This window comes from Aliivibrio friggae, from assembly GCF_057368515.1.
Genome location: NZ_CM170648.1, coordinates 84,071 through 108,415, shown reverse-complemented (window position 1 = coordinate 108,415; position 24,345 = coordinate 84,071). Strand labels below are relative to the sequence as shown.

Sequence of the window (24,345 nt, the reverse complement as noted above, 5' to 3'; positions counted from 1 at the left end):
CACTCGCTCTTATAGTTTCTAGTTAGCAAAGCGTATCGTTTCTAGTTTCTGAGCAACATAAACGTTCCTGAAAACTCAGCGGCTGGCTGATCCCCATTACACAAATCAACCTTCACTTTAACTCGAGCTCGCTTACCTGATTTCAAGCGATCAAAATCCCCTTGTAAACAATTTAATGATGTTATGCCTTTCGGGCTTTCGGTGATCGGTTGACGATAACGGATATGACTATCAACCAACATAATACTGGTTGTATCTAAGCCACGCTCTTTTAAGAGCAACCACACCATCCCCCATGCGGTGAGAGTTCCCATCGTAAAGATGCTGCCCGCAAACATGCTGTTGTGTGGATTCAAGTTGGCATTTAATACCGCTCCAACTTCAAATCGATATCCTGTGTATTGGGTGATTTTAATCCCCATTTTATCGCTGATTGGGATCTCTTTCTCCCAACGGTCTTGTAATTCTGCGCACCAATCTGGGCGACGTAATACATCTGCAAGAGGATCGAGTTGCTTAAGCATTTGCTGGTGACGGATCGGACCCCGCTCATCACTGAGCTCTCCTTGGTTTTCAAATCCATTACGAATATAAAAGGGAATCGCCTCTTCTCGTGCGTTACAAACTAAACGCTTTGCACCCTCTTGTCGCGCGTAAGACTCTAGAGCGACCATGATCAATGCACCTATGCCTTTCCCTCTATAATGAGAAGAAACGGCCATATAGCGGATTTGACCATCATTATCGGGGGTTAAATATAAACGTCCGACGGCAATAGGTTGACCTCGCCCATCCAAAATCATTCGATGCTGGCTCATATCATCATACGCATCACGCTCTGAACCTTCAGGTTGACGCCAAGGCTCACGCAATACTTGCCAACGGAAATGATAGTAAGCTTTTAGTTCAGCCTTTGTAGTTGGGGTGATCAATCGAAACATATAAATCCTTTTATTGTTGTTAGGGGCGAGACTTCAGATCGGTCGCAAGCTCCCTTGCAGAGTTCAAGCGTGATCGTTGTGAGACTAGAGACTATACGCTGCGCTAGCTAGAGACTATAAGAGCAAAAAGCGAGAGTTAAGGTTTCAGACTTCAGGAGGAGCAAAAGCAATCACTCTGCAAGCAAAGCAAACTAAATGCTGCTCTTTCGTTTTTGCTCTTATAGAAGCGAAGCGGTCTAGTTAGTAAAACGTATAGTTTCTAGTTCTTTTCCTGAAACCTAAGAAACTCACCACATCGACACTCTCTCTCTTATAGTCTCTAGTTTCTAGTCAGCGAAGCGTATAGTCTTCTGCTTTTCCTCGCCCCTCGAGAGAAGCGTCCTCGACTCTCGTCCCTGCTCTATACCTGCAACCAGAACGTCACTGGCCCATCATTCACTAGCGACACTTTCATGTCCGCGGCAAATCGCCCTCTTTGCGTATTTATCTTCTCTTCGCATAAATCTGAAAAGTGATCATACAAACGCTCGGCATCAATAGGATGCGCTCCTTTAGAAAAGCCGGGACGTGTGCCTTTTTTAGTATCTGCAGGTAAAGTAAATTGCGAAACAACTAATACACTACCGTTAATTTGTTGCACATTTAAGTTCATCTTACCGTCATCATCTTCAAAAATTCGATAAGTCAGAACGCGTTCCATTAAACGTTTTGCTTTGGCTTCATCATCTTCTCTTTCTACACCAAGTAAGATCAATAACCCTTGATTAATCTCACCGGTTACTTCGCCATCCACTTTTACTGCGGCTTCACTTACTCTCTGGATCAGTGCTATCACTTTCAATAAATCCTTGCTGTTTTGTTAATGCTTTAATATCAGATTCCAATACATTGGTACCTACTTTACCCGCTAACCATTCATCAAACTCACCTAGGCTTGCGGTAATTTCAGCACCTATAAGTACGATTATCCAACATAAATAAACCCAGACGAACAAAATAGGAACCGCAGCCAATGCACCGTAAATCACTTGATAAGAAGGAAATTGCGTGATGTATTGAGCAAAACCAACTTTGCTGATTTCAAATAAACACCCTGCCGACATCGCGCCAACCAAGGCATGCCTCACTCGTACTTTCTTATTGGGTACCAATAAATACAAGCCAACAAATGCTGAGAAAGACAATATGATAGGTAACCAACCTAATAAAGTCCGATAAAAACTGGAAACAATTTCATCGTCCATGATCTTTAGTGAGGTCACATACGAAGTAGCAGCAATACTTGCCCCGACCAATAGAGGCCCTAACGTCAATATCATCCAATAAAGAGAAAATGAATACATCTGACGACGCTTTTCTTTCACTCGCCAAATATAATTCAAGCTACGATCTATCGCTGAGATCAGCATCACTGACGCGACAAATAAAAAGCCAGAACCAACCGCAGTCATCTTTCCGGTATTAGAGATAAATTCTTTTAAACTTCCTTCAACGGCATCACTGGCAGCAGGAACAAAGTTTTGGATTACGAAGGCCTGAATTATATCCCCTGCACCAGAAAATATAGGAAATTGAGACAGTACAGATAATAGAACCGTCACTAATGGCACCAAAGACAATAACGTAATGTAGGCCATGTAGCCGGCACTTACTGTAAGTCTATCGTGAATAATTCGTTGTTTTAAAAATAAAAAATATGACCAGCCAATCCTTAGCTTATGTTTAATCTTGCCTTCCATTTATCCACTCTTTAAAAAATCAATTTTTACATATACCAATTCAAGTAAGTAGGTGTCCAGATAATTGCGTAGGAAAAATAGATTAAAACAAGGCATAAATTGCAATAACTAGTGGGCCTAATTATAAGGTTTATAACGCAGTTATAATCTATTTTAACAAGCAAGAATGGTCACCTACTTATTTGGGTTGGTATTATCATAACAGATAAAAAAAATCCCTTCGTAGTTGCCTACAAAGGGATTTTAAATTTTATTCGATTTGTGATTTAACTAAAGCTAAATCCGAATCAATAATTACTTAGGAGCACGACCTGCACGCTTACGATCGTTCTCTGTAAGATGACGCTTACGGATACGGATGCTTGCTGGTGTTACTTCTACTAGCTCATCATCATCGATGAATTCTAGAGCTTGCTCAAGTGTGTACTTGATAGCAGGAGAAAGCGTTTGTGCTTCATCAGTACCAGATGCACGTACGTTAGTCAGTTGCTTACCACGTAGACAGTTGATAGTCAGATCGTTAGCACGGTTATGAATACCGATGATTTGACCTTCGTATACTTCGTCACCGTGTTCAGCAAATAGACGACCACGCTCTTGAAGGTTGAATAGAGAGTAAGTTACTGCTTTACCCATACCGTTCGAGATTAATACGCCGTTAGCACGTTGGCCGATTTCGCCGCCTTTGTGTGGACCGTAGTGATCAAATGAGTGGTAGATTAGACCAGAGCCTGAAGTCATTGTTAGGAATTCAGTTTGGAAACCGATAAGACCACGAGAAGGCATCATGAAGTCCATGCGAACACGGCCTTTACCATCTGGAGCCATATCTGTTAGCTCACCCTTACGGATACCAATGCTTTCCATGATTGCACCTTGGTGCTCTTCCATAACATCGATAGTTACTGTTTCAAACGGTTCTGTTAGAACACCGTTTTCATCATTTTTGATGATAACTTCAGGACGAGATACTGCTAGCTCGAAACCTTCACGACGCATGTTTTCGATCAGGATAGATAGGTGAAGTTCACCACGGCCTGATACGCGGAATTTATCTGGATCTGATGCTTGTTCAACACGTAATGCTACGTTGTGAACTAATTCTTTTTCTAGACGCTCAAGGATGTTACGTGAAGTAACGAACTTACCTTCTTTACCAGCGAAAGGTGAGTTGTTTACTTGGAAAGTCATTGTTACTGTTGGTTCGTCAACAGACAGTGGCTTCATCGCTTCAACGTTGTTTACGTCACAGATTGTGTCTGAAATTTTCAGCTCACCAAGACCTGTGATTGCAATGATGTCACCAGCATTTGCAACTTCAACTTCGTGACGGTCAAGACCTAGGTAACCAAGAACTGTACCTACTTTACCGTTACGTTGTTTGCCATCAGCACCAACGATAGTTACTTGTTGGTTTGCTCTTACAGAACCACGAGTAACACGACAAACACCGATTACACCAACGTAAGAGTTGTAATCTAGTTGAGAAACTTGCATTTGTAGAGAACCGTCGATATCAACATTTGGAGCTTCAACGTTATCAACTACAGCTTGGAACAATGGTTCCATGTTCTCGCCGATTTCGCCTTCTTCCATTGTAGCCCAACCGTTTAGAGCTGAAGCGTATACAACTGTGAAGTCTAGTTGCTCATCTGTTGCGCCTAGGTTGTCGAATAGGTCAAAGATTTGGTCCATAACCCAATCAGGACGAGCGCCAGGGCGGTCAATCTTGTTGATAACAACGATTGGCTTAAGGCCGTGTGAGAATGCTTTTTGTGTAACGAAACGCGTTTGAGGCATTGGGCCGTCAACTGCATCTACGATAAGAAGAACAGAATCAACCATAGACATAATACGCTCAACTTCACCACCGAAATCGGCGTGTCCAGGAGTATCTACGATGTTGATGCGGTAATCGTTCCAGTTAATTGCTGTATTTTTAGCAAGGATCGTAATACCACGCTCTTTCTCGATGTCGTTCGAGTCCATTACGCGTTCTTCAGTCTCACCACGAGATGATTCTAGTGTGCCTGATTGTTGTAATAGCTTATCAACCAGTGTTGTTTTACCGTGGTCAACGTGCGCAATAATTGCGATATTTCTTAGTTTATCAATCTGTGGAGTAGACATGGATTCAAATTCACTCAGAGCGGGTAGAGCCACCATTGGCGCTACTTTGGTTTAAAAACGGTCAATAATTTAACAGATTTTAGAGCAAAACCCACGAAATATGTGATTGAAGACACAATTTTTTTTCAATTAATTTAATCGAGCCCACAAAAACGACGAAAAAACGACCGCTACGTTTAAAAAAAAACCAATTTGAACTTCAACTTTATTAAAAAAAACAAAAAACAAAAACATTTCTTTATCAATACGTTAAGAATGAACATATTTTAATTTAGTCCATTTCATACGGAAATTTGATTGACAAATATGCTATTTCCCTGCTGAATAGCAGTCAGAAGTAATTAGTGATGATTTATTTTTTTAATTAGCCCAAACCTCATTTGCACTAAACTGGTGCAACTAAAGATCAAATTGGTGCAATTAATGAGTGGCACTCAAGGATAAATAACGTAACCCACTAATATTAAAGGATTATTACTTTTGGCACAGTTCTAGCTATGTAGTAAATAACAGCTTAGCTGGCCAATATTAAATTATAACACCGGAGGTTATCCTACATGTCAGTAGAAAACGTATTAGCTCTAATTCAAGAGAACGAAGTAAAATTTATTGATTTACGCTTTACCGATACAAAAGGCAAAGAGCAACATATCTCAATCCCTTCTCATCAAGTTGACGCAGACTTCTTCGAAGACGGTAAAATGTTTGATGGTTCTTCAGTTGCTGGCTGGAAAGGCATTAACGAATCTGACATGGTAATGATGCCAGATGCAGCAAGTGCTGTACTTGACCCATTCACGGCAGATCCAACACTAAACATTCGTTGTGACATTCTTGAACCAACAACAATGCAAGGTTACGATCGTGATCCACGCTCAATCGCAAAACGTTCAGAAGATTACCTACGTTCAACAGGTCTTGCTGATACAGTTTTAGTTGGTCCAGAACCAGAATTCTTCCTATTTGATGACGTTCGTTTCAATACTGATATGTCAGGTTCTTTCTTTAAGATTGATGATATTGAAGCAGCATGGAACTCAGGTACGGAATACGAAGGCGGCAACAAAGGCCACCGTCCTGGCGTTAAAGGTGGTTACTTCCCAGTAGCTCCTGTTGATTCATCTCAAGATATCCGTTCTGCTATGTGTTTAATCATGGAAGAAATGGGCCTTGTTGTTGAAGCACACCACCATGAAGTAGCAACAGCAGGTCAAAATGAGATCGCAACACGCTTCAATACGCTAACAAACAAAGCAGATGAAACTCAAATCTATAAGTATGTTGTTCATAACGTAGCTCACGCTTACGGTAAAACAGCGACTTTCATGCCAAAACCTCTTGTTGGTGACAACGGTTCAGGTATGCATGTTCATATGTCATTAAACAAAGATGGGCAAAACCTATTTGCTGGCGATAAATACGGCGGCCTATCTGAAATGGCTATCTTCTTTATTGGCGGCATCATTAAACATGCTCGTGCAATCAATGCATTTGCTAACCCAACAACTAACTCATACAAGCGTCTTGTACCTGGTTTTGAAGCGCCTGTTATGCTTGCATATTCTGCACGTAACCGTTCTGCTTCTATCCGTATCCCTGTGGTACCAAGCCCGAAAGCACGTCGTATCGAAGTTCGTTTTGGTGACCCAGCAGCAAACCCATACTTAAGCTATTCTGCAATGCTAATGGCCGGTCTTGATGGCATTAAGAACAAGATCAATCCAGGTGAAGCAATGGATAAAGATCTATATGACTTACCAGCAGAAGAAGCAGCAGAGATCCCTAAAGTAGCTGAGTCTCTAGATATCGCATTACAAGCTCTAGATTCAGATCGCGAATTCTTGACTGCGGGTGGCGTATTCTCTAATGACTTCATTGATTCTTACATCAACCTTAAAGCTCAAGATGTTGCTGCTCTCAACACAGCAGTTCACCCACTTGAGTTTGAAATGTACTACTCAGTATAATTTCACGTAACCTACTTTGATTACACTGTAGATTGCACTATTTCAGGCTCGCTTTAATTAAGCGGGCCTTTTTTATATTAGAAAAAAGCGGTAAAGGAATTGACATAGTTCCCGTATGAAAAGCAAGGTATGATGCACTACAATGGTGCAAAGGATTTTTGTTATAAGGATAATGGCGCTCACTATGGATTTTTCAACCCAACTACTCGAACACCAAGTCACTGCAATTTTACTGCTTGATGATCAGCGTAATATTCATTATGCCAATCCCGCGGCTGAACAGCTTTTCTCTCAAAGCGCTCAACGCATGGCCCAACACAGCTTCGATGAGTTATTTCATCATTCTCAATTAGACCTATCCACATTAATGCAGCCTTTGAATACAGGCCAGAGCGTGACTGACAGTGATGTTCGTATCATGATTGAAGATCGTCCGCTGTACATTGAAGTGACATCAAGTCCAATTGAGATAAAGAAAAGCCTCTATTTATTGATTGAGATCCGCCAAATAGAACAGCAACGTCGTTTATCACAAGAAATCAACCAACATGCCCAACAACAAGCAGCCAAAGTCTTAGTTCGAAGCTTGGCGCATGAAATTAAAAATCCATTAGGTGGTCTACGTGGCGCAGCTCAGTTACTAGAGCGAATGCTGCCCAACCCAGAATTACATGAATACACTCAAATTATCATTGAGCAAGCTGACCGACTTCGTAACTTAGTCGACCGTTTATTAGGCCCGCAAAAGCTAGGCCAAAAGAAGCCTGAAAACCTACATGCTGTAATCGAAAAAGTACGCCAACTCATTGAATTAAATTCAAGTTACCCAGTGCGTATTGTTCGTGATTACGATCCTAGTCTGCCTGACTTTGATATGGATGCCGAACAGATAGAACAATCAATTTTAAATATCGTCAGTAATGCCGCTGAAATTTTAAAAGATCAGCCTGATGGTGTGATTACCCTACGAACTCGTACTGACTATCAAACCAATATTTATGGCCAACGCCACCGACTTGCCGCCAAAATAAACATTATTGATAATGGTCCTGGCATCCCCAGTCATATTCAAGACACACTATTTTATCCAATGGTGAGTGCTCGAGAAGGAGGAACAGGGCTTGGACTCTCAATTTCCCAAAACCTCATCGACCAACATCATGGAAAAATCGATGTGACAAGTTGGCCTGGAAAAACCGTATTTACCATTTACCTTCCACTTAAATAATAAAAATAATGACCACAACAAATACAAATGTATCAGTGGATAACGGAGACAAATCATGAGTAAAGGATTTATTTGGGTTGTTGATGATGACAGCTCTATTCGCTGGGTATTAGAAAAGACACTCACCAGCACCAACATGATGTGTGAAAGCTTCGGCGATGCTGAAAGTGTACTCCAAGCACTAGAGCGAAACGTACCAGATGTGATTATATCTGATATTCGTATGCCGGGAATGGATGGCTTATCACTACTTAATCACGTGCAGGAAAACTACCCTGACCTGCCCGTTATTATCATGACTGCCCATTCAGATTTAGACGCCGCTGTTAGTGCTTATAAAAAAGGGGCTTTTGAGTATTTACCAAAACCTTTTGATATTGATGAAGCTCTTACTTTGGTTGAACGCGCACTTGCTCACAGTCAAGAACAGAAAAAGCAAAACAGTAACAAGCCAGTCAAAGAGCATCATGTTCCAGAAATTATCGGTGAAGCTCCTGCAATGCAGGAGGTATTTCGAGCCATTGGACGCCTTTCTCGCTCTTCAATTTCAGTCTTAATCAATGGTGAATCAGGAACGGGTAAAGAACTCGTTGCTCACGCGCTTCATCGTCATAGCCCGCGCGCTAACAATGAGTTCATTGCTTTAAACATGGCGGCGATCCCAAAAGATCTGATTGAGTCTGAATTGTTTGGCCACGAAAAAGGCGCATTTACTGGTGCAAATGCAGTTCGTAAAGGTCGCTTTGAACAAGCCAATGGTGGAACCTTATTTTTAGATGAAATCGGTGATATGCCACTCGATATCCAAACACGCCTATTAAGAGTATTGGCTGATGGTCAGTTTTATCGCGTTGGCGGGCACTCACCAGTACAAGTCGATGTTCGAATCATCGCCGCAACTCATCAAGACTTGGAAAAATTGGTCGCAGATGGTGGATTTCGTGAAGATTTATTTCACCGCCTCAATGTCATTCGTGTTCATATCCCAGCACTTCGAGAGCGCCGAGAAGACATTCAAAAATTAACAGAGCATTTTTTACACTTGGCCTCTAAAGAATTAGGAATAGAGTGTAAAACACTGAGTAATGAAGCGAGTAAAGCATTAAGCCAATGTGCATGGCCCGGAAATGTAAGGCAGTTAGAAAATACCTGTCGTTGGCTAACCGTCATGGCAAGCAGCCAAGAAGTTCTCGTTTCTGATTTACCTCAAGAGTTATTTAACTCACCGATCAGCATTAGCACTCATGATAATACAGACTGGCAATCTCAACTGAGCGATTGGGTAGAACAACAACTGCATCAAGGGGAAGCTAATATCCTAAATAAAGTCATCCCTAATGTTGAACGTATTTTATTAGAGAAAGCACTTAACCATACTCATGGCCATAAACAGGATGCCGCTAAGCTATTAGGCTGGGGCAGAAATACATTAACTCGAAAATTAAAAGAATTTGAATAGCACTTTTTAAACAGTAAGTTAAGAAGAAAATATACAATCTAACAAACTACTTTCATCATTTAAAAGACAATAAAGCTTCAGTTTTTACCAATATCGTCGCTATCTTATCTGTATAGCTTAAACAGTATACAGATAAAATAACTGCATTTTAGGCAGATTAATCCGCTATAATGCTAAACAGAACGATATTGTATAAAAAGAGCTTTATGAATAATACGACCACCAAAAAGCAGTTTTCTTTAAGATCCGCTGTGATGTTGCCTTTCATTACGGTATTGCTGTTAACACTAAGCGTGGTTTTCTATACCCAAAATAATAGCTATGAGAAATTAGTTGATGATGTCAGTGGTAAAATACTTACCTCTTATACGCAAAACACGCACGCCGATCTAAATATTTTCTTAAAAGCCCCTTTTATCGCCGTTCAGAATATCGTTGACCAAATTCAGCGCTACCAAATGTATCAACCAAACGATACCAAAGAAATGCAATCCTACTTAGAACACAGTTTTTTAGGGTTATATAAAGATTTAGAACAGATGGATGTTTTATCTTTCGGTGGTGAACAAAAAGAGTATGTTGGTTTTCGTCGAGAAAGTAATCGCGCGCTCTCTCTTATGCTTCAAGATAAGCGCACAGGAGATGATCTCATTATCTATCGTGGTAATAAAATCTCTGATGATATTCGAACCACTGTATATAATTATGATCCTCGACAAAGGCCTTGGTATATCCCTGCGGCTGACACCTTAACGCCCTCATGGTCAAAAATTTACACCAATGCTGATGAACGCAAAGAGATCACAATCTCCACCATGCATCCTGTTTTTTATGATGATGATTTTATTGGCGTCTTTGCCGCAGATGTAAAGTTAGACTCATTTAATGCCTTTTTAAATAAAGAGACTCAACTGACAAAAGGCTCGATTTATCTTATCGATAATGAGCAGCGCTTAATTGCTCATTCTAATATCGGTAGCATAATCTCTCTTGGCTCACCAAGTAGTCCAGTAGGATCTCGGTTATTAGCAATTGAAAGCTCTGATATTGCGATTCAGAAAAGTGCCGAATACATTAAAGAAAATCAGCTAATGAATCGTAACAAGGCAGAAGTGTTTTGTTTCCCTCATAACGGCGAACGCTACTTCAGCCAAATTACACCTTATCGAGACAGTAATGGCCTTGATTGGTATATCGTCATTGCAATTTCAGAAAGTGATTTACTTGGTCAATTACAACAAGAGCAACGTAAAGGGCTTTTCTTTGGTATTTTACTGGCGTTAGTGGGGCTAATTGTCGGTGTGTACTCAATCACTCAAGTCACTAAACCTATTTTTACTACCGCCAATGCTGCTCGTAACATTGCCAGTGGTAATTGGGATAATAATGTTGAAGCCAAAGGCAGCATCTATGAAACCACGATGTTAATGAACGCCTTTAATGACATGACTCAAAAGCTGCAATCTTCGTTTGAAGCCATGCGCCAACAAATCACCTTTGATTCATTAACTCAGGTATTAAGCCGACAAGGCCTCATTGAGCATAGCCGAACTATGCTAGATAAACAGCAAGACAATGAGCAAGGGCTTATCCTTATTGGTATTAATAACTTTCGAGATATTAACGACAGCTTGGGCATCTTAGAAGGCGACCAGCTATTAAAACGTATCACTGAACGCTTACAAGCCAGCTTTACTAACAAGAATATTGCGATTGGCCGTGTAGGTGGGGATGAATTTGGGCTTTTCTTTGCTGATATAAAAGGTATTAACCAACTGCAACAGTATGCTCTAGATGTTCATTCCTGCTTTATGACTCCATTTCAAATAAGCACTAACCCGACCTTGATTTCGATCTCTATTGGTTTAGTACACGGTGATTTACATTGTGACTCTATGACGTTATGGCTTAGAAACGCCAGCATTGCACTTGGTCAGGCTAAAAAGAATAACATTAACATTTCTTTATACACCCCTGAGATGGCGGAAGCTTCACTACATAAAGCCACTATAACCGCCGAGTTGGCCTCAGCGATTGAAAACAATGAAATGGTGCCATTTTACCAACCCATCATTGATGTAAAAACAGGGAATATAATTGGTGCTGAAGCACTTATTCGTTGGTTCAATCCACGTAGAGGAATGGTATCACCGTTAGAGTTCATCCCTCTTGCTGAAGATAATGGCATGATTGTTCCTATTGGAGCTCAGATCCTCACTCAAGCATGTCTTGATACAGTAGAACGTATTAATCAAGGCTTGTGGCCACACGATTTCCATATGCACGTCAATCTATCTGTCTGTCAATTAACGCAAGATAACTTCTTAGAAGATCTGGAATTAATACTGCAACAAACAGCAATGCCACCACAAAACTTAACGTTAGAAATCACAGAGTCTCGTCTCGTTAATCACGATACGAACACCACAGATACGATGCAACGTATTCGTGATTTAGGCATTCAAATTGCCATTGATGATTTTGGTACTGGCTATTCTTCACTGGCGTACATTCATAAATTACCTTTTGACGTACTAAAAGTAGATCGCTCATTTATCAAAGACCTCACAGAAGATAATCTTGATTCCTCAATAGCGGCGGCAGTTTATAACATGACAAAAGGCTTTAAAATAACTCTTGTTGCTGAGGGCATTGAGACTCAAGAACAAGCAGAGCTATTAACCCGATTAAATTACGACCATGCACAAGGATTCCTTTATAGTCGTCCACTACCATTATCTGACTGGCCAACAGAATAAGTTAACATCACAGCGCAATCACCAATATTGCGCTGTTTTTGGCCGATCGGCTACTGACATAATAAGCATGACTCTCTATACTCAGTCTTAATATATACACGCATTCACGTCTTTTTTGTAGGAACAGTTAATAATGATAACTAAAACACTCCCTCTTACGGATTTACATCGTCACCTTGATGGCAACATTCGAATTGAAACAATCTTAGATTTAGGTCAAAAATTTGGTCTTAAATTACCTGCTTATGATCTTGAAGCACTGCGCCCTCATGTCCAAATCGTAGAAGCAGAGCCAAGTCTTGTTGCCTTTCTATCTAAGCTTGATTGGGGTGTGGCGGTTCTTGGTGATCTAGACGCATGTCGTCGTGTTGCTTATGAAAACGTACAAGATGCAATGAACGCACAAATTGATTACGCAGAATTACGTTTCTCTCCATACTACATGGCAATGAAGCATAATTTACCAATTGCTGGCGTTGTTGAAGCGGTAGTGGATGGCGTTGAAGCAGGCTGTAAAGATTTTGGTGTGAAAGCCAATCTAATTGGTATTATGAGTCGTACTTTTGGTCAAGACGCTTGTCAGCAAGAACTAGATGGCCTTCTAACTCAAAAGAATAAACTGGTTGCAATCGACTTAGCGGGTGATGAACTAGGGCAACCTGGCGATCGTTTTGTGAGCCACTTTAACCAAGTTCGTGATGCAGGCCTTCGAGTGACAGTACACGCAGGTGAAGCAGCTGGTGCAGAAAGCATGTGGCAAGCAATTAATGAGCTTGGTGCGGTACGTATTGGTCACGGTGTTAAGGCTGTTGAAGATCCTAAACTGATGGAGTTTTTAGCGAAAAACAACATTGGTATTGAGTCATGTTTAACGTCTAACATTCAAACAAGTACGGTTGCTTCGTTCGAATCTCACCCTATCAAAACTTTCCTTGATCACGGTGTTAAGGTTTGTCTAAATACAGATGATCCTGCAGTTGAAGGGATTGAGCTTCCTCATGAATATGAAGTTGCTGCACCAAAAGTTGGCCTAACTCAGGAACAACTTCGTCAAATTCAAATTAATGGTTTGGATCTGGCTTTCCTAAGTGATGCAGAGAAACAAGCATTGCGTGATGTGGCAGCTAAGCGCTAATTAAAGCAGGTTTCAGGGCGCTACGCTTACAGGTTTCAGGAGTACTTGCTTTTGCTCTTCCTGAAGCCTGAGCCCTGAATCCTATCTTTTGCTTTTGCTTTTGCTCTTATAGTCTCTAGCTAGCGAAGCGTATAGCTTCTAGTCTTTCAATTCTTACTTAATCAACTCAACCGCTTCTTTCGCAAGTCTTGTCACTTTAGCCCAATCTTTTGCAGCAATAGCGTCTTTCGGTAACATCCAAGAACCACCTACAGTCGCCACACAATCTAATGCTGTGTAGTCATTTACATTCTGTGGATTAATGCCACCCGTTGGGCAAAATTGAACTTGTGGTAACGGCGCCGCCATTGCTTTTAATACCGATGGGCCACCAAACGCACTTGCTGGGAAGAATTTTAAGTGTGCATAACCAAGCTCAATCGCACGAATAACTTCTGATGGGGTTGCAACACCTGGGATCAATGGAACATCCGCCGTTTTTGCATGGGCTAATAAGCTTGGTGTAAATCCTGGTGAAATAATAAATTGAGCACCAGCTTCAACCGCTTGATCGTACTGTTGAGTACTGATCACGGTGCCTGCACCAACTAATGCTTTTGGCATCGCTTTACGAATCGCCGTAATTGCTTCTAAAGCAACCGCTGTTCGTAGCGTTATTTCAAATACATTAATCCCACCAGCTGCTAATGCTTGAGCCATTGGTACTGCATCTTCCAACTGTTCAATAACCATAACAGGGACAACAGGTGATGCACTAAATACGTCTGAAGGCGAAAGGTTCCAACTCATATTTCTCTTAGCTCTCTTTATTCATTTAAATAACCCTACTATTTTACGCTAAATTACACCCAATAGCTCTGACAAAGGTGAATTCCCACTCATTTTTACTGTCCTATGGCATACTAGTATTCACACTGACCATGCAGAGAAATAGGATGAAAAGATCACTACTGGCTTTAGGCGCTTTATTATTTATCGCTGGGTGTAGCCAACAATCATCAATAAAAACATCAGGGAACTCTTCTGAGGCTAACCAATTACATGATGTAAAAACACCGCATACTTTCATGCTGCGTGGCACTGTCATTATTGGGCATGAATCTCAAAGCATTCAGCCTTGTAATAGCGATCAACAATATTGGATAAACCTATCTCCTACGCAATGGCAAGCGGGTACTGATATACAATCATCCCCTTATCAGCCTATGTATGGTGAATTAATCGGCCATTTTGAGGCGCCACCAAAAGGCGGTTTTGCCAATGATTACCCTGCCCGATTTGTTGTCTCTCAAATAAATACCCTAGTCGCTGGCGAAGGGGCATCTTGTCAACGAAATGTTCAACCTACTAAGGCTTTTGGTACTGAACCATTTTGGAATTTACAGGTAGTTAACGGTGAACTCGTTTTCTCTGTAATGGGAAAACCAAAGCAACAACAAGCCATTACAGAACAAAAACTTGAGATAAATAAGCGTGTTTATCAAAGTCGTGACTTCTCTTTAACCATGACTAAAGGGATCTGCAAAGACAGCATGGTAGAGTCCATTTACGGGTGGAATTCAGAAGTCGATATTGACGGTAAGAAATACCAAGGTTGCGCTACGCTAGCCGCAAAAGATACAACACTCAATTGGGTAGAAGCTTATCAGGGAACAAGCACGATTGGGGATTCAGGATTAACCATTGGTTTAACCTTAAATCCTGACCATTCAGCAGTCACTACTTATGACTACAATACAGATGAACCTCAATTAGTTGAAACCGGTGTATGGCAAGCAACTAAGGACAATAAACTTCATGTCCTCATAAGCCGTCATCAGCGCCAATACATGATTTCTGAACGTGTCTTTACCAAAAATGGTACCCAAATATCTGCCGATAAAGAACGAGTAAATGGTGTGGTTTTCCCAATTAAATCTGGGTTAACCCTTTATTCAATCGACAACGTAAATTCAACCAGCACGATACAAGGTCAATAATAATGGCTGTCACCAACTCATGCTCTACCTGTGGTTTTGTACATAACTGTATTTGCGATCATCAGCCACACTTAGACTCCAATATTGAATTTGCTTTGCTTTATCATGAAAACGAACTAGATAAGTTAACCAACACCGGTAAGTTATTACTAAATGGCCTACCTAAAACCAAAAGCTATTTATGGCAAAGAAAAGTACCGCCAGAAGATCTAATTAACCACATAAATCAAGAAGACACTGAAACATGGTTGCTGTTTCCAAGTGATTCGCCAACCCTGAGTTCAGAATATCTTGAATGTAAGGATCCAAACAAAAAGCAGCTCTTTATTTTGTTGGATTCGACATGGCAAGAAGCAAAGAAAATGGTTAACAAAAGTCCTTGGTTAAAAGCGCTTCCTTGTCTTGAATTAACCCCAACAGAAGCGTCTCGCTATCATTTACGTCGGAATCAAAGCCAAGGAAATCTGTGTACTTGTGAAGCGGGAATTGAGGTATTAGAAATGACAAAAGAGCTGAGGAATGCCCAGGCTCTTTCGGACTATTATGATCACTTTTTAACGGTATTTCAGGCAGAACGTAGTGGTCATACTTATGGCTCTAGCGCTTTAGGTGCCCCTAAGAAATAACCTTGTAGGTAATCAACGCCCATGTCTTCAACAATTGAGCACACCTCTTGATTGTGTACAAACTCAGCAACCACTTTGGCATCAAGAGCATGGCAAAGCTGTACCATTTGTTGTGATATGAGGCGTTGACGTCTGTCTTGATGAACATTTTTGATGATCGACCCATCAAGTTTAATGACTTGAGGTTCTAACTTCATAATTTCATCAATATTCGAGTAACCAGACCCAAAATCATCAATAATGATACGTGCCCCAAGACGTCTAAAGTGGTTACATATTTCAATCATATGCCCATAATCTTGGATCTGCTCTGTTTCAAGCACTTCAAACCCAACCCTAAATGGATTATCAAGACGTAAAATCGATGTCTCCAATAGATCTAGCGTCCTATCACTCATTAAGTCTTGCGGTGAGAGGTTAATAGAGAACTTTAGATCATTAGTTTGCATTATTTCAAACGAGCGAGAGATCATTTCACGGCTTAATCGAGTATAAAGATGAGTCCCTTCCACCGCAGGTAAAAACTGTCCTGGGGAAAAAATCTGACCATCTTCTCGAATACGCATTAAACATTCAGTTGAAACCATTTTATGAGTCTTTGCTTCATAAATAGGTTGGCCATATACCAATACGCCTTTCTGAGAAATAGCTCGATTAACACAAGTTAGCCAATCCAGTTGGCTTTGACGTAAGCGCTCCTCATTTAATAAATCACGCGCATTACACAGATGACGATTTCGACGCATAGCAATTCGACGAGCTTCAACCGTTTTTAAAATTAAATCTTCTACTGCGACGTGAGTAAAATCTCGACGACTGATAATTCCACCAGAGACAGCGACACTCAGATAGTCAACATCACTCAACCCGTAAGGTTCAAAATTTTCGTGCTCTAAGTCTTCAATAAAATCGGTGATATGTTTACGCAGATATTCACTGTTCTTTTCGCTGTTAAAAAGAATGCCCCACTCTGCAACGCCAATACTATATAACTCTGTTTCAGTAGAGAGCTTGTCACTCAAATGAGTCTCGATATAAACACTAATATCTTGAAGCAGTTTATCTCCAACCTGATAACCATATTTTTCATTTACTTGGCTTAAATTGGTAAGCTTAAATGATAATAAATGATCAGTATGCGATATATGAGAAAGACGTTCTTTTAGCACAGTACGATTAAGTAATCCTGTGCGCCTATCTGTACGATAAGTTTGAATCAATCTCATCGACTGCTCACTGATCTTTTGCTCCATTTGAGAAGTCATTTTATCGAGCTCACACAATGAGTTTTTAATTAATGAAAATAACGGCGTTAAGTTGTGCGTTCTTGGTGTATGCGAAATAGAAGGCTCAACAAAGATCTCCTCTGATTCTCTTAGAGCCAAATACGTTAAGCTATGATGCAGAATTTGTTGTTTATTCGCACGGAAAAACTCTCCCATACCATACATACCTTGGCATATACCGATATCAGAAAAGCTGTGAAGTTCTGTTGATTCAGAGCTATTCTCAATCCGAGACTCACAATTATAAATAAAAATAGACTCAGGGTGTTTCTCTGCTAGTGCCACCACACCTTGATTTACTTTTTCTTGCGTCAACGATGGATGACTGTAAGAAAAACGAACCTCATCACCAATAGCAACCTCAGAGGCAAACTGTAAGTATCCTTCTTTGGTTATCGATTCAACCGTATTAATCAGTCGCGCCGTTTCCTCTTCAATCATCAAAGGAAAGGCTTGGATCTGACTCAGTGAGAGTTTTTTATTGTCCGCTAAGTATTTACAATAAAACTCATAAGCCGGAATGTGATCAATAGTTTGAACCATTCGCCCTTCAGATGAGGTGATTCGAAAGTGTTTACCTACTGGGTTCCACTCAACAAAGGCTTCATACCATACTTGTAGCACTTCACTATGTAAGGCAATAGCAACAAGATGATCCTGATAAAACTCACCATCCAGAAAAACCCATCGTCCATTGCCTGCATCTGCAGCAACACCACCAGAGACCGGAACCGCATTAGAGTATTCAGAAAATGCTTCAAAGAGAGGGTAATTACTGGCTGAACCATAGCAACCAAATGCGATAACACTTTTTGACGTTTGATTCATCGAGAGTTTTCTGAGTAACTGATGACCGACGTCTTTTTCATTTCTTGAATGAAATACCGCTGCTGAAGTAATACCTGTCGATTCAAATGTCGAGATGGAGATAACTGTAGATTGGGTATAAATAGAAGAATTAACACTAGCATGAATAACGCTGAGACCAATGATCTCAGCATTTGGAAAACGTTTTTTTAGTAATGAATAGTAACTACGAACGCACTCTTTTGATTGAGATGAGAAAATCTGTATCAAACACGAGGGGCTTTGTTGGACGATTAATGAATCACACTCTTCTTGTAATTGAACAACATCTTGTACACTTAACGAAAGAGTTTTCATTATCTATTTAGCCTTTATTAATTATAATATTTACACATTTATTCCTGCTACATAGCCGCTTGACCATGCCCACTGGAAGTTATATCCACCTAACCAACCACTAACATCCATGACTTCGCCGACAAAATATAACCCTGATACTTTCTTGCATTCCATCGTTTTAGAAGAAAGTTCATCAGTATGAACCCCACCCAAAGTTACTTCTGCCGTACGGTAGCCTTCCGTACCATTAGGTAATATTTTCCATTGGTGAATCAAAGAGCATAATTGTTCTTGCTCTTTATGGTTGACTTGTTTTAGAGACCGATCATGAAAAATCGTATTATTTAATAAGGTCTCTACCACTCTCTTAGGTAAAAACTTCGCAAGTGAGTTCTTAACACTTTGATTTGGATGGCATTCACGCATCTTATCTAATTCTTCAGATAAGTCGTCATTAGGTAATAGATCTATCATTACTTTTTGACCTGCGTTCCAATATGATGAAATTTGTAGGATAGAAGGGCCTGATAAACCGCGATGTGTGAACAATAAATTCTCTTTAAAGTTATCACCACTTTCTGATTCAACAACCACAGGGATCGCAATACCTGAAAGCTCAGAAAACGCTTCTTTATCTTCTTTATGCAAGGTGAAAGGCACAAGACCAGCTGATGTTGGAACCATAGAGAGGTCAAATTGCTCAGCTAACTGGTAGCCAAATGGCGTCGCGCCTAATTTAGGCATAGACAAGCCCCCCGTTGCGACAACTAGGGATTCACACTCAATAGTGTCTGTATCTAACTTAAGAGAAAAACCAGATTCTTGCTTGGCAATATCTGAGATAGCACAACGATAACGGTAATTAACCCCTGCTAATTCACATTCTTTAAGCAGCATATCGACGATCTCTTTGGCAGAATCAACACAGAACAGTTGACCATGATCTCGCTCTTCAAACTCAATTCCATATTTGGAAATCAATGAAATGAAATCCCAATTGGTGTATTGGGATAATGCTGATTTTACGAAGTGAGGGTTTTTACACACATAGTTATGGGCAGTAACATCGTAGTTGGTGAAATTACAGCGACCACCACCAGAGATCAGGATTTTTCTTCCTGGCTTCTTAGCATGATCAACCACTAATACACTACGGCCTCGTTTACCGGCTTCTGCTGCACACATTAATCCGGCAGCACCTGCACCGATAACTACTACGTCTACTTTTTTCATGACACTCTCACCCAAATTCAATTGGCAGGGAGTGTACTATTATCAGCGCTAGATGCCCAAACTAATTACTAAGAAAAACACAGCCACACTCACTAGTAATAACGCACTAGAGAGCATAAATAAATAACGGGCTTTTTCGCATTTAAAGACAAAGAGTGTGTCGTAATGATCTAGATACTCTTCTTGCCATAGATATTGAAACAGTTTGGTTTGCTTACCAATGTTACCGTGGGTAGTGAAGAATCCACGACCATCTACTTGCTGATAAAGTAAAGGGTGCGCTTCTTTCATCACAAAAAGAAGGGTTTTTAATGTGCTCAAATAACGAATAATGTTGATACCCGTTACTGAAAATAACGCTAATAATATAAGGTCGCCACTTATCATAATCACCTCGACATACTTGTCTATGTGCTTAATAAGTAACGACCCTTGATGTACTTACATTATCTGTAGACGTCTACATTGCAAAGATTGATACTTATCCAGCAGTGCTATCCATAATAGATGTAGAACCAGATTTTGCTAATACTGCTAAATCTTTATCGATAAAGAACAATGCTTTACCGTCTTCACCTACTAGGTCAATTTTATCTAAAATACCTTTGAATAATTTCTCTTCTTCATGCTGCTCAGCCACATACCACTGAAGGAAATTAAACGTTGAGTAGTCTTGTGCAGTAAACGCCACATGAGCCAGTTTATTGATCTCTTGCGTGATCATTTGCTCATGTTCCAATGTGGTACGAAATACATCGCCTAAGCCAGAAAACTCTGATTGTGGGGCTTCAATCGCACCTAAGATTGGCATCGCGCCAGTTTCACTTACATAAGTAAATAAACGCTGCATATGCTCCATTTCTTCGGTTGCGTGAGCTCGGAAAAATGACGCTGCGCCATCAAAACCTTTGTCTTCACACCAAGCACTCATCTGTAAGTATAGATTAGATGAGAAAAATTCTAGGTTAATTTGTGCATTTAGATGATCAACCATCGTTTTAGCTAACATATTTATGTTCCTTTATGAGCAATTATCATTAGAAATTACAACAATTCTATCATATCTCGTTCTACAAATACTTATTCAATCATCTGCAACAAGAACGAGATCTAGGCAACAAAAAAATAAAAGTACTGGTGATAATCTATCTTTATAAAGAGATTCAATATTGAATTTATAGGAGAAACATCATGAGTTACCAACATATTCTTGTCGCTGTCGATTTAACAGAAGAGAGTAAATCTTTGGTTACCAAAGCCGCAGGGCTAGCAAAGGCTCTGGATGCTAAGGTTTCTTTTATTCATATCGATGTAAGCTACGCTGAGCTTTACACGGGCTTAATTGATATCAATCTTGCAGAAACACAACATCAGGCGATGGAAGCCTCAAAAGAAGCCATGAAGCACTTGGTGGAGTTTGCAGAGTACCCAATCCATAAAACATTAGTAAGTAGTGGTGATTTGAGTAATGAGCTGTGTGAGGCGATAGAAAACCTTGATGTCGACCTTGTGGTTTGTGGCCATCATCAAGATTTCTGGAGTAAATTGCTGTCATCAACCAGACAAGTGATCAACACCTGTCCTATTGATGTACTAGTGGTGCCATTTAAAGACGAATAAAGCTTAGCTAGTTATGAGCTGATATATTTATAAGCAGACATATTTAACAAGCACGGTGCGGCTACATTACATGGCCGCATTCACATAGACATCAAAGCGGTTCTTTTTCGTCTCAATCGCCATTGATGGTTTTTGGTTATCCAGCCACTCTGCGTAATCTGGACGTTTTACCACAACACGTTTCTTTGCCATGATTAATGCCGGTGCTAACAATGCATCGGCATCGTTATCTGCGCCAACTAAAGATTGAAAAACACGCATCTCTTTTTTCACTAATGCGCTTTTCTTTTTATTCTCTGGGTGTGGGTACATAGGGTCGAGATAAACCACATCAGGCTGTTGAAAGCTTTCTTGCGCCATTAATTGCTCTAACGCATCATGACTTGAAGCGTGAAGTAAAGACATTCGCTCTGAAACCCACGTACCGATTTCTGTATCTTGTTTGGCACGCGCTAAGCCATCATCAAGTAAGGCTGCAACCACTGGATGACGCTCTACCATTTGAACTTTACAACCTAACGATGCTAATACAAACGCATCACGTCCAAGCCCTGCCGTACCATCAAGCACAACTGGCGTTGCCCCTTTGTTTAAACCAACCGCTTTAGCAATAGATTGTCCTTTACCACCACCAAATTTACGGCGATGAGCAACAGCACCTGAAACCAAGTCAACAAAGATTGCGCCTAGTTTAGGTTCATCACGCTTATGAAGTTCCAGCTGCTCTGTGGTTAATACCAAAGCAAAAACATTATCTTGGTCATGCGTTAATCCCCAGCGAGTGGCAATAGCCTCTAACTCAGGTTGACGATTTGGGTCTTCACACAATAACGCTATTTGCACAGGGCACTCCATCGGCTTAATCAATTAGGAACAGCAAGCGCCTATGGTAATAGATATTAATAAAAACGACTAGATAAAGTGCTCGCTGTCCTGGGGATCTTGAGGTAATTTAAAGACTGGACGATATAAATTCCCATCAGCTAAGGACGCTTCATGAATCAAACCAACAAAATCGATGATCTCGACCGTGATATTTTACAAGCGCTGATGAATGATGCCCGCACCCCTTATGCTGAATTAGCGAAGCGCTTTGATGTCAGCCCTGCAACCATCCATGTACGCATCGAGAAAATGAAAGCGGCTAATATCATTGAAGGGACTGAGGTGATCGTTAACCCAAAAACATTAGGTTATGACGTCTGCTGTTTTATTGGGATTAATTTATACGCCGCTCGTGATTACCACTCAGCACTTGCTAAATTAGATGCATTAGAAGAAGTAGTTGAGGCCTATTACACCACTGGCGCTTACAATATCTTTGTAAAATTGATGTGTAAGAGTATTCAAGAGCTACAGCATGTGTTGATTGATAAGCTGCAAGCGATTGAGGAAGTGCAGTCGACTGAGACGCTGATCTCGTTGCAGAATCCGATCAGTAGGAATGTGAAGCCGTAAAGACTATACACTGCGCTGACTAAAACGCTTCGCTCTAGAAACTATAAAAACAAAAGCCCTAACGATGTAATAAATGCGATTCACATCAACCGTACTGGCTTTTATAGCCTCTAGTTAGCACAGCGTATCGTTTCTAGCTTCCAAAAAAAACCGCAGGTGCATCAACACCTACGGCTTCAAATTTTTAGACAAACAACAACGCTCTTACTCGTCCCTAGATCACTCTAGAAAACTGCTGCTGACGCGCACGATCTCGTAAGTACTTATCAAAACACATACAGATATTACGGATCAATAAACGACCACGCAGTTCAACATCAATACGCCCTTCGTGCATCGTTACTAACTCATCATTAATAAACGTTTGTAGAAGCTTAATGTCTTCCGCGAAGTACTTATCAAAGTCTAAATTAAACTCCGCTTCAATCGCTTTAGTATCCAGTGTGAAATTACAGATAAGCTGTTTAATCACTTCACGACGAATTAAATCATCTTGGTCTAGCGCAACACCACGCCACAGAGCGTGACGTTTTTCGTCAACCTGAGCGTAATATTCTTTTAAGTCTTTTTTGTTCTGCGCGTAGCTGTCGCCAATCATTGAGATAGCTGATACGCCCATCCCCAATAAATCACACTCACCTTGAGTGGTGTAACCTTGGAAGTTACGGTGAAGAATGCCTTCACGCTGTGCAACTGCTAGTTCATCATCAGGCAGTGCAAAGTGATCCATACCGATAAACTGGTAGCCTGCACCAGTTAGGTTTTCGATGGTTTCTTGCAGCATCACTAATTTTTCAGCAGGTGCTGGTAAGTCAGCATCTTTGATTTTACGTTGCGCAGCAAACAGCGTTGGCATGTGTGCATAGTTAAATACAGACAAACGACCCGGTTCCATTTCTAGTACACGCTTGATCGTTAATGCTAAAGATTCTGCTGATTGCTTTGGTAAACCGTAAATCAAATCAAGATTGGTTGAGCGGAAACCTAAGTCTTTTGCTCGTTGTACCATAGAGATAATAAAATCTTCATCTTGATCGCGGTTAACCAAGTGCTGAACTTCTTTATTGAAGTCTTGTACACCAATGCTTAGACGGTTGAAGCCTTCATCACGTAGATGATCAAGCATATCCAATTCAATTTCACGCGGGTCAACTTCAATGCTGATCTCTGCGCCTTCTTCAAAGTTAAACTCACCACGTAATAAATTCATTAAGCGAGTAAACTGAATTTTAGTTAGGAAGGTTGGAGTACCACCACCAAAATGCAATTGCGTTACTTTACGTTCAGTAAACAGTGCTGCACGCTGACGGATTTCTAGTTCTAGTGAATCTAAATAAATATCCGCTTTATGGTGATGACGAGTGATCACTTTATTACAGCCACAGAAGTAACATAGCTTGTGACAGAATGGGATATGAATATAAAGAGACAATGGGCGTTCAGGGTACTGAGTACACGCCATATCGAATTCAGCAGGAGTATAAGCTTCGTGAAACTCTAAAGCGGTTGGGTAAGAGGTGTAACGTGGACCTGAGTAGTTATACTTCTCAATGATCTCTTGGTCCCATACTATTTGTTGATTTGACATGACTAACTTCCATCTCTTTATATCTGCATTGACACTATTCCTGCATCATAA

General features: G+C 40.6%; 20 protein-coding genes. 9 read left to right on the top strand and 11 right to left on the bottom strand.

Annotated features, from left to right (window positions below; translation table 11 throughout):
* Nucleotides 1-41: 41 nt before the first annotated feature.
* The 4 genes from AC2INI_RS00450 to typA form a co-directional block, all read right to left on the bottom strand.
* A complete protein-coding gene (locus AC2INI_RS00450) occupies nucleotides 42-941 on the bottom strand; it encodes a bifunctional GNAT family N-acetyltransferase/hotdog fold thioesterase (RefSeq protein WP_486305077.1) in 900 nt (299 codons plus the stop codon).
* Nucleotides 942-1,341: 400 nt separating this feature from the next.
* The gene (gene dtd, locus AC2INI_RS00445) at nucleotides 1,342-1,776 is read right to left on the bottom strand and encodes a D-aminoacyl-tRNA deacylase (RefSeq protein WP_122033359.1); all 435 of its coding nucleotides are present in this window, start codon (nucleotides 1,774-1,776) and stop codon (nucleotides 1,342-1,344) included.
* A complete protein-coding gene (locus AC2INI_RS00440) occupies nucleotides 1,748-2,680 on the bottom strand; it encodes a virulence factor BrkB family protein (protein WP_486305076.1) in 933 nt (310 codons plus the stop codon). Before AC2INI_RS00440 ends, dtd begins: the two co-directional genes overlap by 29 nt.
* 294 nt (nucleotides 2,681-2,974) lie before the next feature.
* Nucleotides 2,975-4,810 carry a translational GTPase TypA gene (gene typA, locus AC2INI_RS00435; RefSeq protein ID WP_122033487.1) on the bottom strand — a complete coding sequence of 612 codons (1,836 nt, stop codon included), beginning with the start codon at nucleotides 4,808-4,810 and terminating at the stop codon, nucleotides 2,975-2,977.
* A 557-nt stretch (nucleotides 4,811-5,367) separates the two neighbouring features.
* Here typA and glnA point away from each other — a divergent pair.
* From glnA to add, 5 genes are all read left to right on the top strand, one after another.
* Complete coding sequence (gene glnA / locus AC2INI_RS00430; RefSeq protein ID WP_122033361.1) at nucleotides 5,368-6,777, top strand: glutamate--ammonia ligase; 1,410 nt, start codon at nucleotides 5,368-5,370, stop codon at nucleotides 6,775-6,777.
* A gap of 184 nt (nucleotides 6,778-6,961) precedes the next feature.
* Nucleotides 6,962-8,005, top strand: a complete 1,044-nt coding sequence (gene glnL, locus AC2INI_RS00425) for a nitrogen regulation protein NR(II) (protein ID WP_486305075.1) — start codon at nucleotides 6,962-6,964, stop codon at nucleotides 8,003-8,005.
* 55 nt (nucleotides 8,006-8,060) lie between these two features.
* Nucleotides 8,061-9,464 (top strand): nitrogen regulation protein NR(I), encoded by a 1,404-nt coding sequence (gene glnG, locus AC2INI_RS00420; protein ID WP_122033362.1) that lies wholly within the window; start codon nucleotides 8,061-8,063, stop codon nucleotides 9,462-9,464.
* A 206-nt stretch (nucleotides 9,465-9,670) separates the two neighbouring features.
* Nucleotides 9,671-12,223: a phosphodiesterase GepA gene (gepA, locus tag AC2INI_RS00415; protein WP_486305074.1), complete on the top strand. Its 2,553-nt coding sequence runs from the start codon at nucleotides 9,671-9,673 to the stop codon at nucleotides 12,221-12,223.
* A gap of 133 nt (nucleotides 12,224-12,356) precedes the next feature.
* Nucleotides 12,357-13,358 (top strand): adenosine deaminase, encoded by a 1,002-nt coding sequence (add, locus tag AC2INI_RS00410; protein ID WP_122033364.1) that lies wholly within the window; start codon nucleotides 12,357-12,359, stop codon nucleotides 13,356-13,358.
* A gap of 153 nt (nucleotides 13,359-13,511) precedes the next feature.
* Here the strand turns inward: add and AC2INI_RS00405 are convergent, their stop codons facing one another.
* Nucleotides 13,512-14,147, bottom strand: a complete 636-nt coding sequence (locus AC2INI_RS00405) for a bifunctional 4-hydroxy-2-oxoglutarate aldolase/2-dehydro-3-deoxy-phosphogluconate aldolase (RefSeq protein ID WP_486305073.1) — start codon at nucleotides 14,145-14,147, stop codon at nucleotides 13,512-13,514.
* Nucleotides 14,148-14,293: 146 nt separating this feature from the next.
* Between AC2INI_RS00405 and AC2INI_RS00400 the strand changes: the two genes are divergently transcribed.
* Both AC2INI_RS00400 and AC2INI_RS00395 read left to right on the top strand, forming a co-directional pair.
* The gene (locus AC2INI_RS00400; RefSeq protein ID WP_486305072.1) at nucleotides 14,294-15,337 is read left to right on the top strand and encodes a COG3650 family protein; all 1,044 of its coding nucleotides are present in this window, start codon (nucleotides 14,294-14,296) and stop codon (nucleotides 15,335-15,337) included.
* Between the two features lie 2 nt (nucleotides 15,338-15,339).
* Nucleotides 15,340-15,963, top strand: coding sequence for a tRNA-uridine aminocarboxypropyltransferase (locus AC2INI_RS00395; protein WP_486305071.1), 624 nt, complete (start codon nucleotides 15,340-15,342; stop codon nucleotides 15,961-15,963).
* On the opposite strand, the gene AC2INI_RS00390 is transcribed toward AC2INI_RS00395, so the two are convergent.
* From AC2INI_RS00390 to ftnA, 4 genes are all read right to left on the bottom strand, one after another.
* A complete protein-coding gene (locus tag AC2INI_RS00390) occupies nucleotides 15,927-18,413 on the bottom strand; it encodes a bifunctional diguanylate cyclase/phosphodiesterase (RefSeq protein WP_122033368.1) in 2,487 nt (828 codons plus the stop codon). The two genes, AC2INI_RS00395 and AC2INI_RS00390, sit on opposite strands and share 37 nt — an antisense overlap.
* A gap of 30 nt (nucleotides 18,414-18,443) precedes the next feature.
* On the bottom strand, nucleotides 18,444-19,628 hold the full coding sequence (locus AC2INI_RS00385) for a BaiN/RdsA family NAD(P)/FAD-dependent oxidoreductase (protein WP_486305070.1): 1,185 nt from the start codon (nucleotides 19,626-19,628) through the stop codon (nucleotides 18,444-18,446).
* Between the two features lie 48 nt (nucleotides 19,629-19,676).
* Nucleotides 19,677-20,015 (bottom strand): universal stress protein UspB, encoded by a 339-nt coding sequence (gene uspB, locus AC2INI_RS00380; protein WP_122033370.1) that lies wholly within the window; start codon nucleotides 20,013-20,015, stop codon nucleotides 19,677-19,679.
* A 94-nt stretch (nucleotides 20,016-20,109) separates the two neighbouring features.
* Nucleotides 20,110-20,637: a non-heme ferritin gene (gene ftnA / locus AC2INI_RS00375; protein ID WP_122033371.1), complete on the bottom strand. Its 528-nt coding sequence runs from the start codon at nucleotides 20,635-20,637 to the stop codon at nucleotides 20,110-20,112.
* Between the two features lie 182 nt (nucleotides 20,638-20,819).
* Here ftnA and AC2INI_RS00370 point away from each other — a divergent pair, with 182 nt between their 5' ends.
* Nucleotides 20,820-21,248, top strand: coding sequence for a universal stress protein (locus AC2INI_RS00370; RefSeq protein ID WP_122033372.1), 429 nt, complete (start codon nucleotides 20,820-20,822; stop codon nucleotides 21,246-21,248).
* Nucleotides 21,249-21,314: 66 nt separating this feature from the next.
* Here AC2INI_RS00370 and AC2INI_RS00365 read toward each other — a convergent pair whose 3' ends face one another.
* Nucleotides 21,315-22,091 (bottom strand): class I SAM-dependent methyltransferase, encoded by a 777-nt coding sequence (locus AC2INI_RS00365; RefSeq protein WP_486305069.1) that lies wholly within the window; start codon nucleotides 22,089-22,091, stop codon nucleotides 21,315-21,317.
* Between the two features lie 153 nt (nucleotides 22,092-22,244).
* Between AC2INI_RS00365 and asnC the strand changes: the two genes are divergently transcribed.
* Nucleotides 22,245-22,706, top strand: coding sequence for a transcriptional regulator AsnC (gene asnC, locus AC2INI_RS00360; protein WP_122033374.1), 462 nt, complete (start codon nucleotides 22,245-22,247; stop codon nucleotides 22,704-22,706).
* Between the two features lie 214 nt (nucleotides 22,707-22,920).
* On the opposite strand, the gene hemN is transcribed toward asnC, so the two are convergent.
* On the bottom strand, nucleotides 22,921-24,294 hold the full coding sequence (gene hemN / locus AC2INI_RS00355) for an oxygen-independent coproporphyrinogen III oxidase (protein ID WP_122033375.1): 1,374 nt from the start codon (nucleotides 24,292-24,294) through the stop codon (nucleotides 22,921-22,923).
* Nucleotides 24,295-24,345: the final 51 nt, after the last annotated feature.

What these genes read in the sequence shown, in the direction of transcription:
- AC2INI_RS00400 (WP_486305072.1), top strand. Translation starts at nt 14,294, where the DNA reads ATGAAAAGATCACTACTGGCTTTAGGCGCTTTATTATTTATCGCTGGG.
- AC2INI_RS00390 (WP_122033368.1), bottom strand. Translation starts at nt 18,413, where the DNA reads ATGAAAACTCTTTCGTTAAGTGTACAAGATGTTGTTCAATTACAAGAA.
- glnG (WP_122033362.1), top strand. Translation starts at nt 8,061, where the DNA reads ATGAGTAAAGGATTTATTTGGGTTGTTGATGATGACAGCTCTATTCGC.
- asnC (WP_122033374.1), top strand. Translation starts at nt 22,245, where the DNA reads ATGAATCAAACCAACAAAATCGATGATCTCGACCGTGATATTTTACAA.
- gepA (WP_486305074.1), top strand. Translation starts at nt 9,671, where the DNA reads ATGAATAATACGACCACCAAAAAGCAGTTTTCTTTAAGATCCGCTGTG.
- glnL (WP_486305075.1), top strand. Translation starts at nt 6,962, where the DNA reads ATGGATTTTTCAACCCAACTACTCGAACACCAAGTCACTGCAATTTTA.
- AC2INI_RS00395 (WP_486305071.1), top strand. Translation starts at nt 15,340, where the DNA reads ATGGCTGTCACCAACTCATGCTCTACCTGTGGTTTTGTACATAACTGT.
- hemN (WP_122033375.1), bottom strand. Translation starts at nt 24,294, where the DNA reads ATGTCAAATCAACAAATAGTATGGGACCAAGAGATCATTGAGAAGTAT.
- typA (WP_122033487.1), bottom strand. Translation starts at nt 4,810, where the DNA reads ATGTCTACTCCACAGATTGATAAACTAAGAAATATCGCAATTATTGCG.
- AC2INI_RS00370 (WP_122033372.1), top strand. Translation starts at nt 20,820, where the DNA reads ATGAGTTACCAACATATTCTTGTCGCTGTCGATTTAACAGAAGAGAGT.
- add (WP_122033364.1), top strand. Translation starts at nt 12,357, where the DNA reads ATGATAACTAAAACACTCCCTCTTACGGATTTACATCGTCACCTTGAT.
- uspB (WP_122033370.1), bottom strand. Translation starts at nt 20,015, where the DNA reads ATGATAAGTGGCGACCTTATATTATTAGCGTTATTTTCAGTAACGGGT.
- AC2INI_RS00440 (WP_486305076.1), bottom strand. Translation starts at nt 2,680, where the DNA reads ATGGAAGGCAAGATTAAACATAAGCTAAGGATTGGCTGGTCATATTTT.
- ftnA (WP_122033371.1), bottom strand. Translation starts at nt 20,637, where the DNA reads ATGTTAGCTAAAACGATGGTTGATCATCTAAATGCACAAATTAACCTA.
- AC2INI_RS00405 (WP_486305073.1), bottom strand. Translation starts at nt 14,147, where the DNA reads ATGAGTTGGAACCTTTCGCCTTCAGACGTATTTAGTGCATCACCTGTT.
- AC2INI_RS00385 (WP_486305070.1), bottom strand. Translation starts at nt 19,628, where the DNA reads ATGAAAAAAGTAGACGTAGTAGTTATCGGTGCAGGTGCTGCCGGATTA.
- AC2INI_RS00450 (WP_486305077.1), bottom strand. Translation starts at nt 941, where the DNA reads ATGTTTCGATTGATCACCCCAACTACAAAGGCTGAACTAAAAGCTTAC.
- glnA (WP_122033361.1), top strand. Translation starts at nt 5,368, where the DNA reads ATGTCAGTAGAAAACGTATTAGCTCTAATTCAAGAGAACGAAGTAAAA.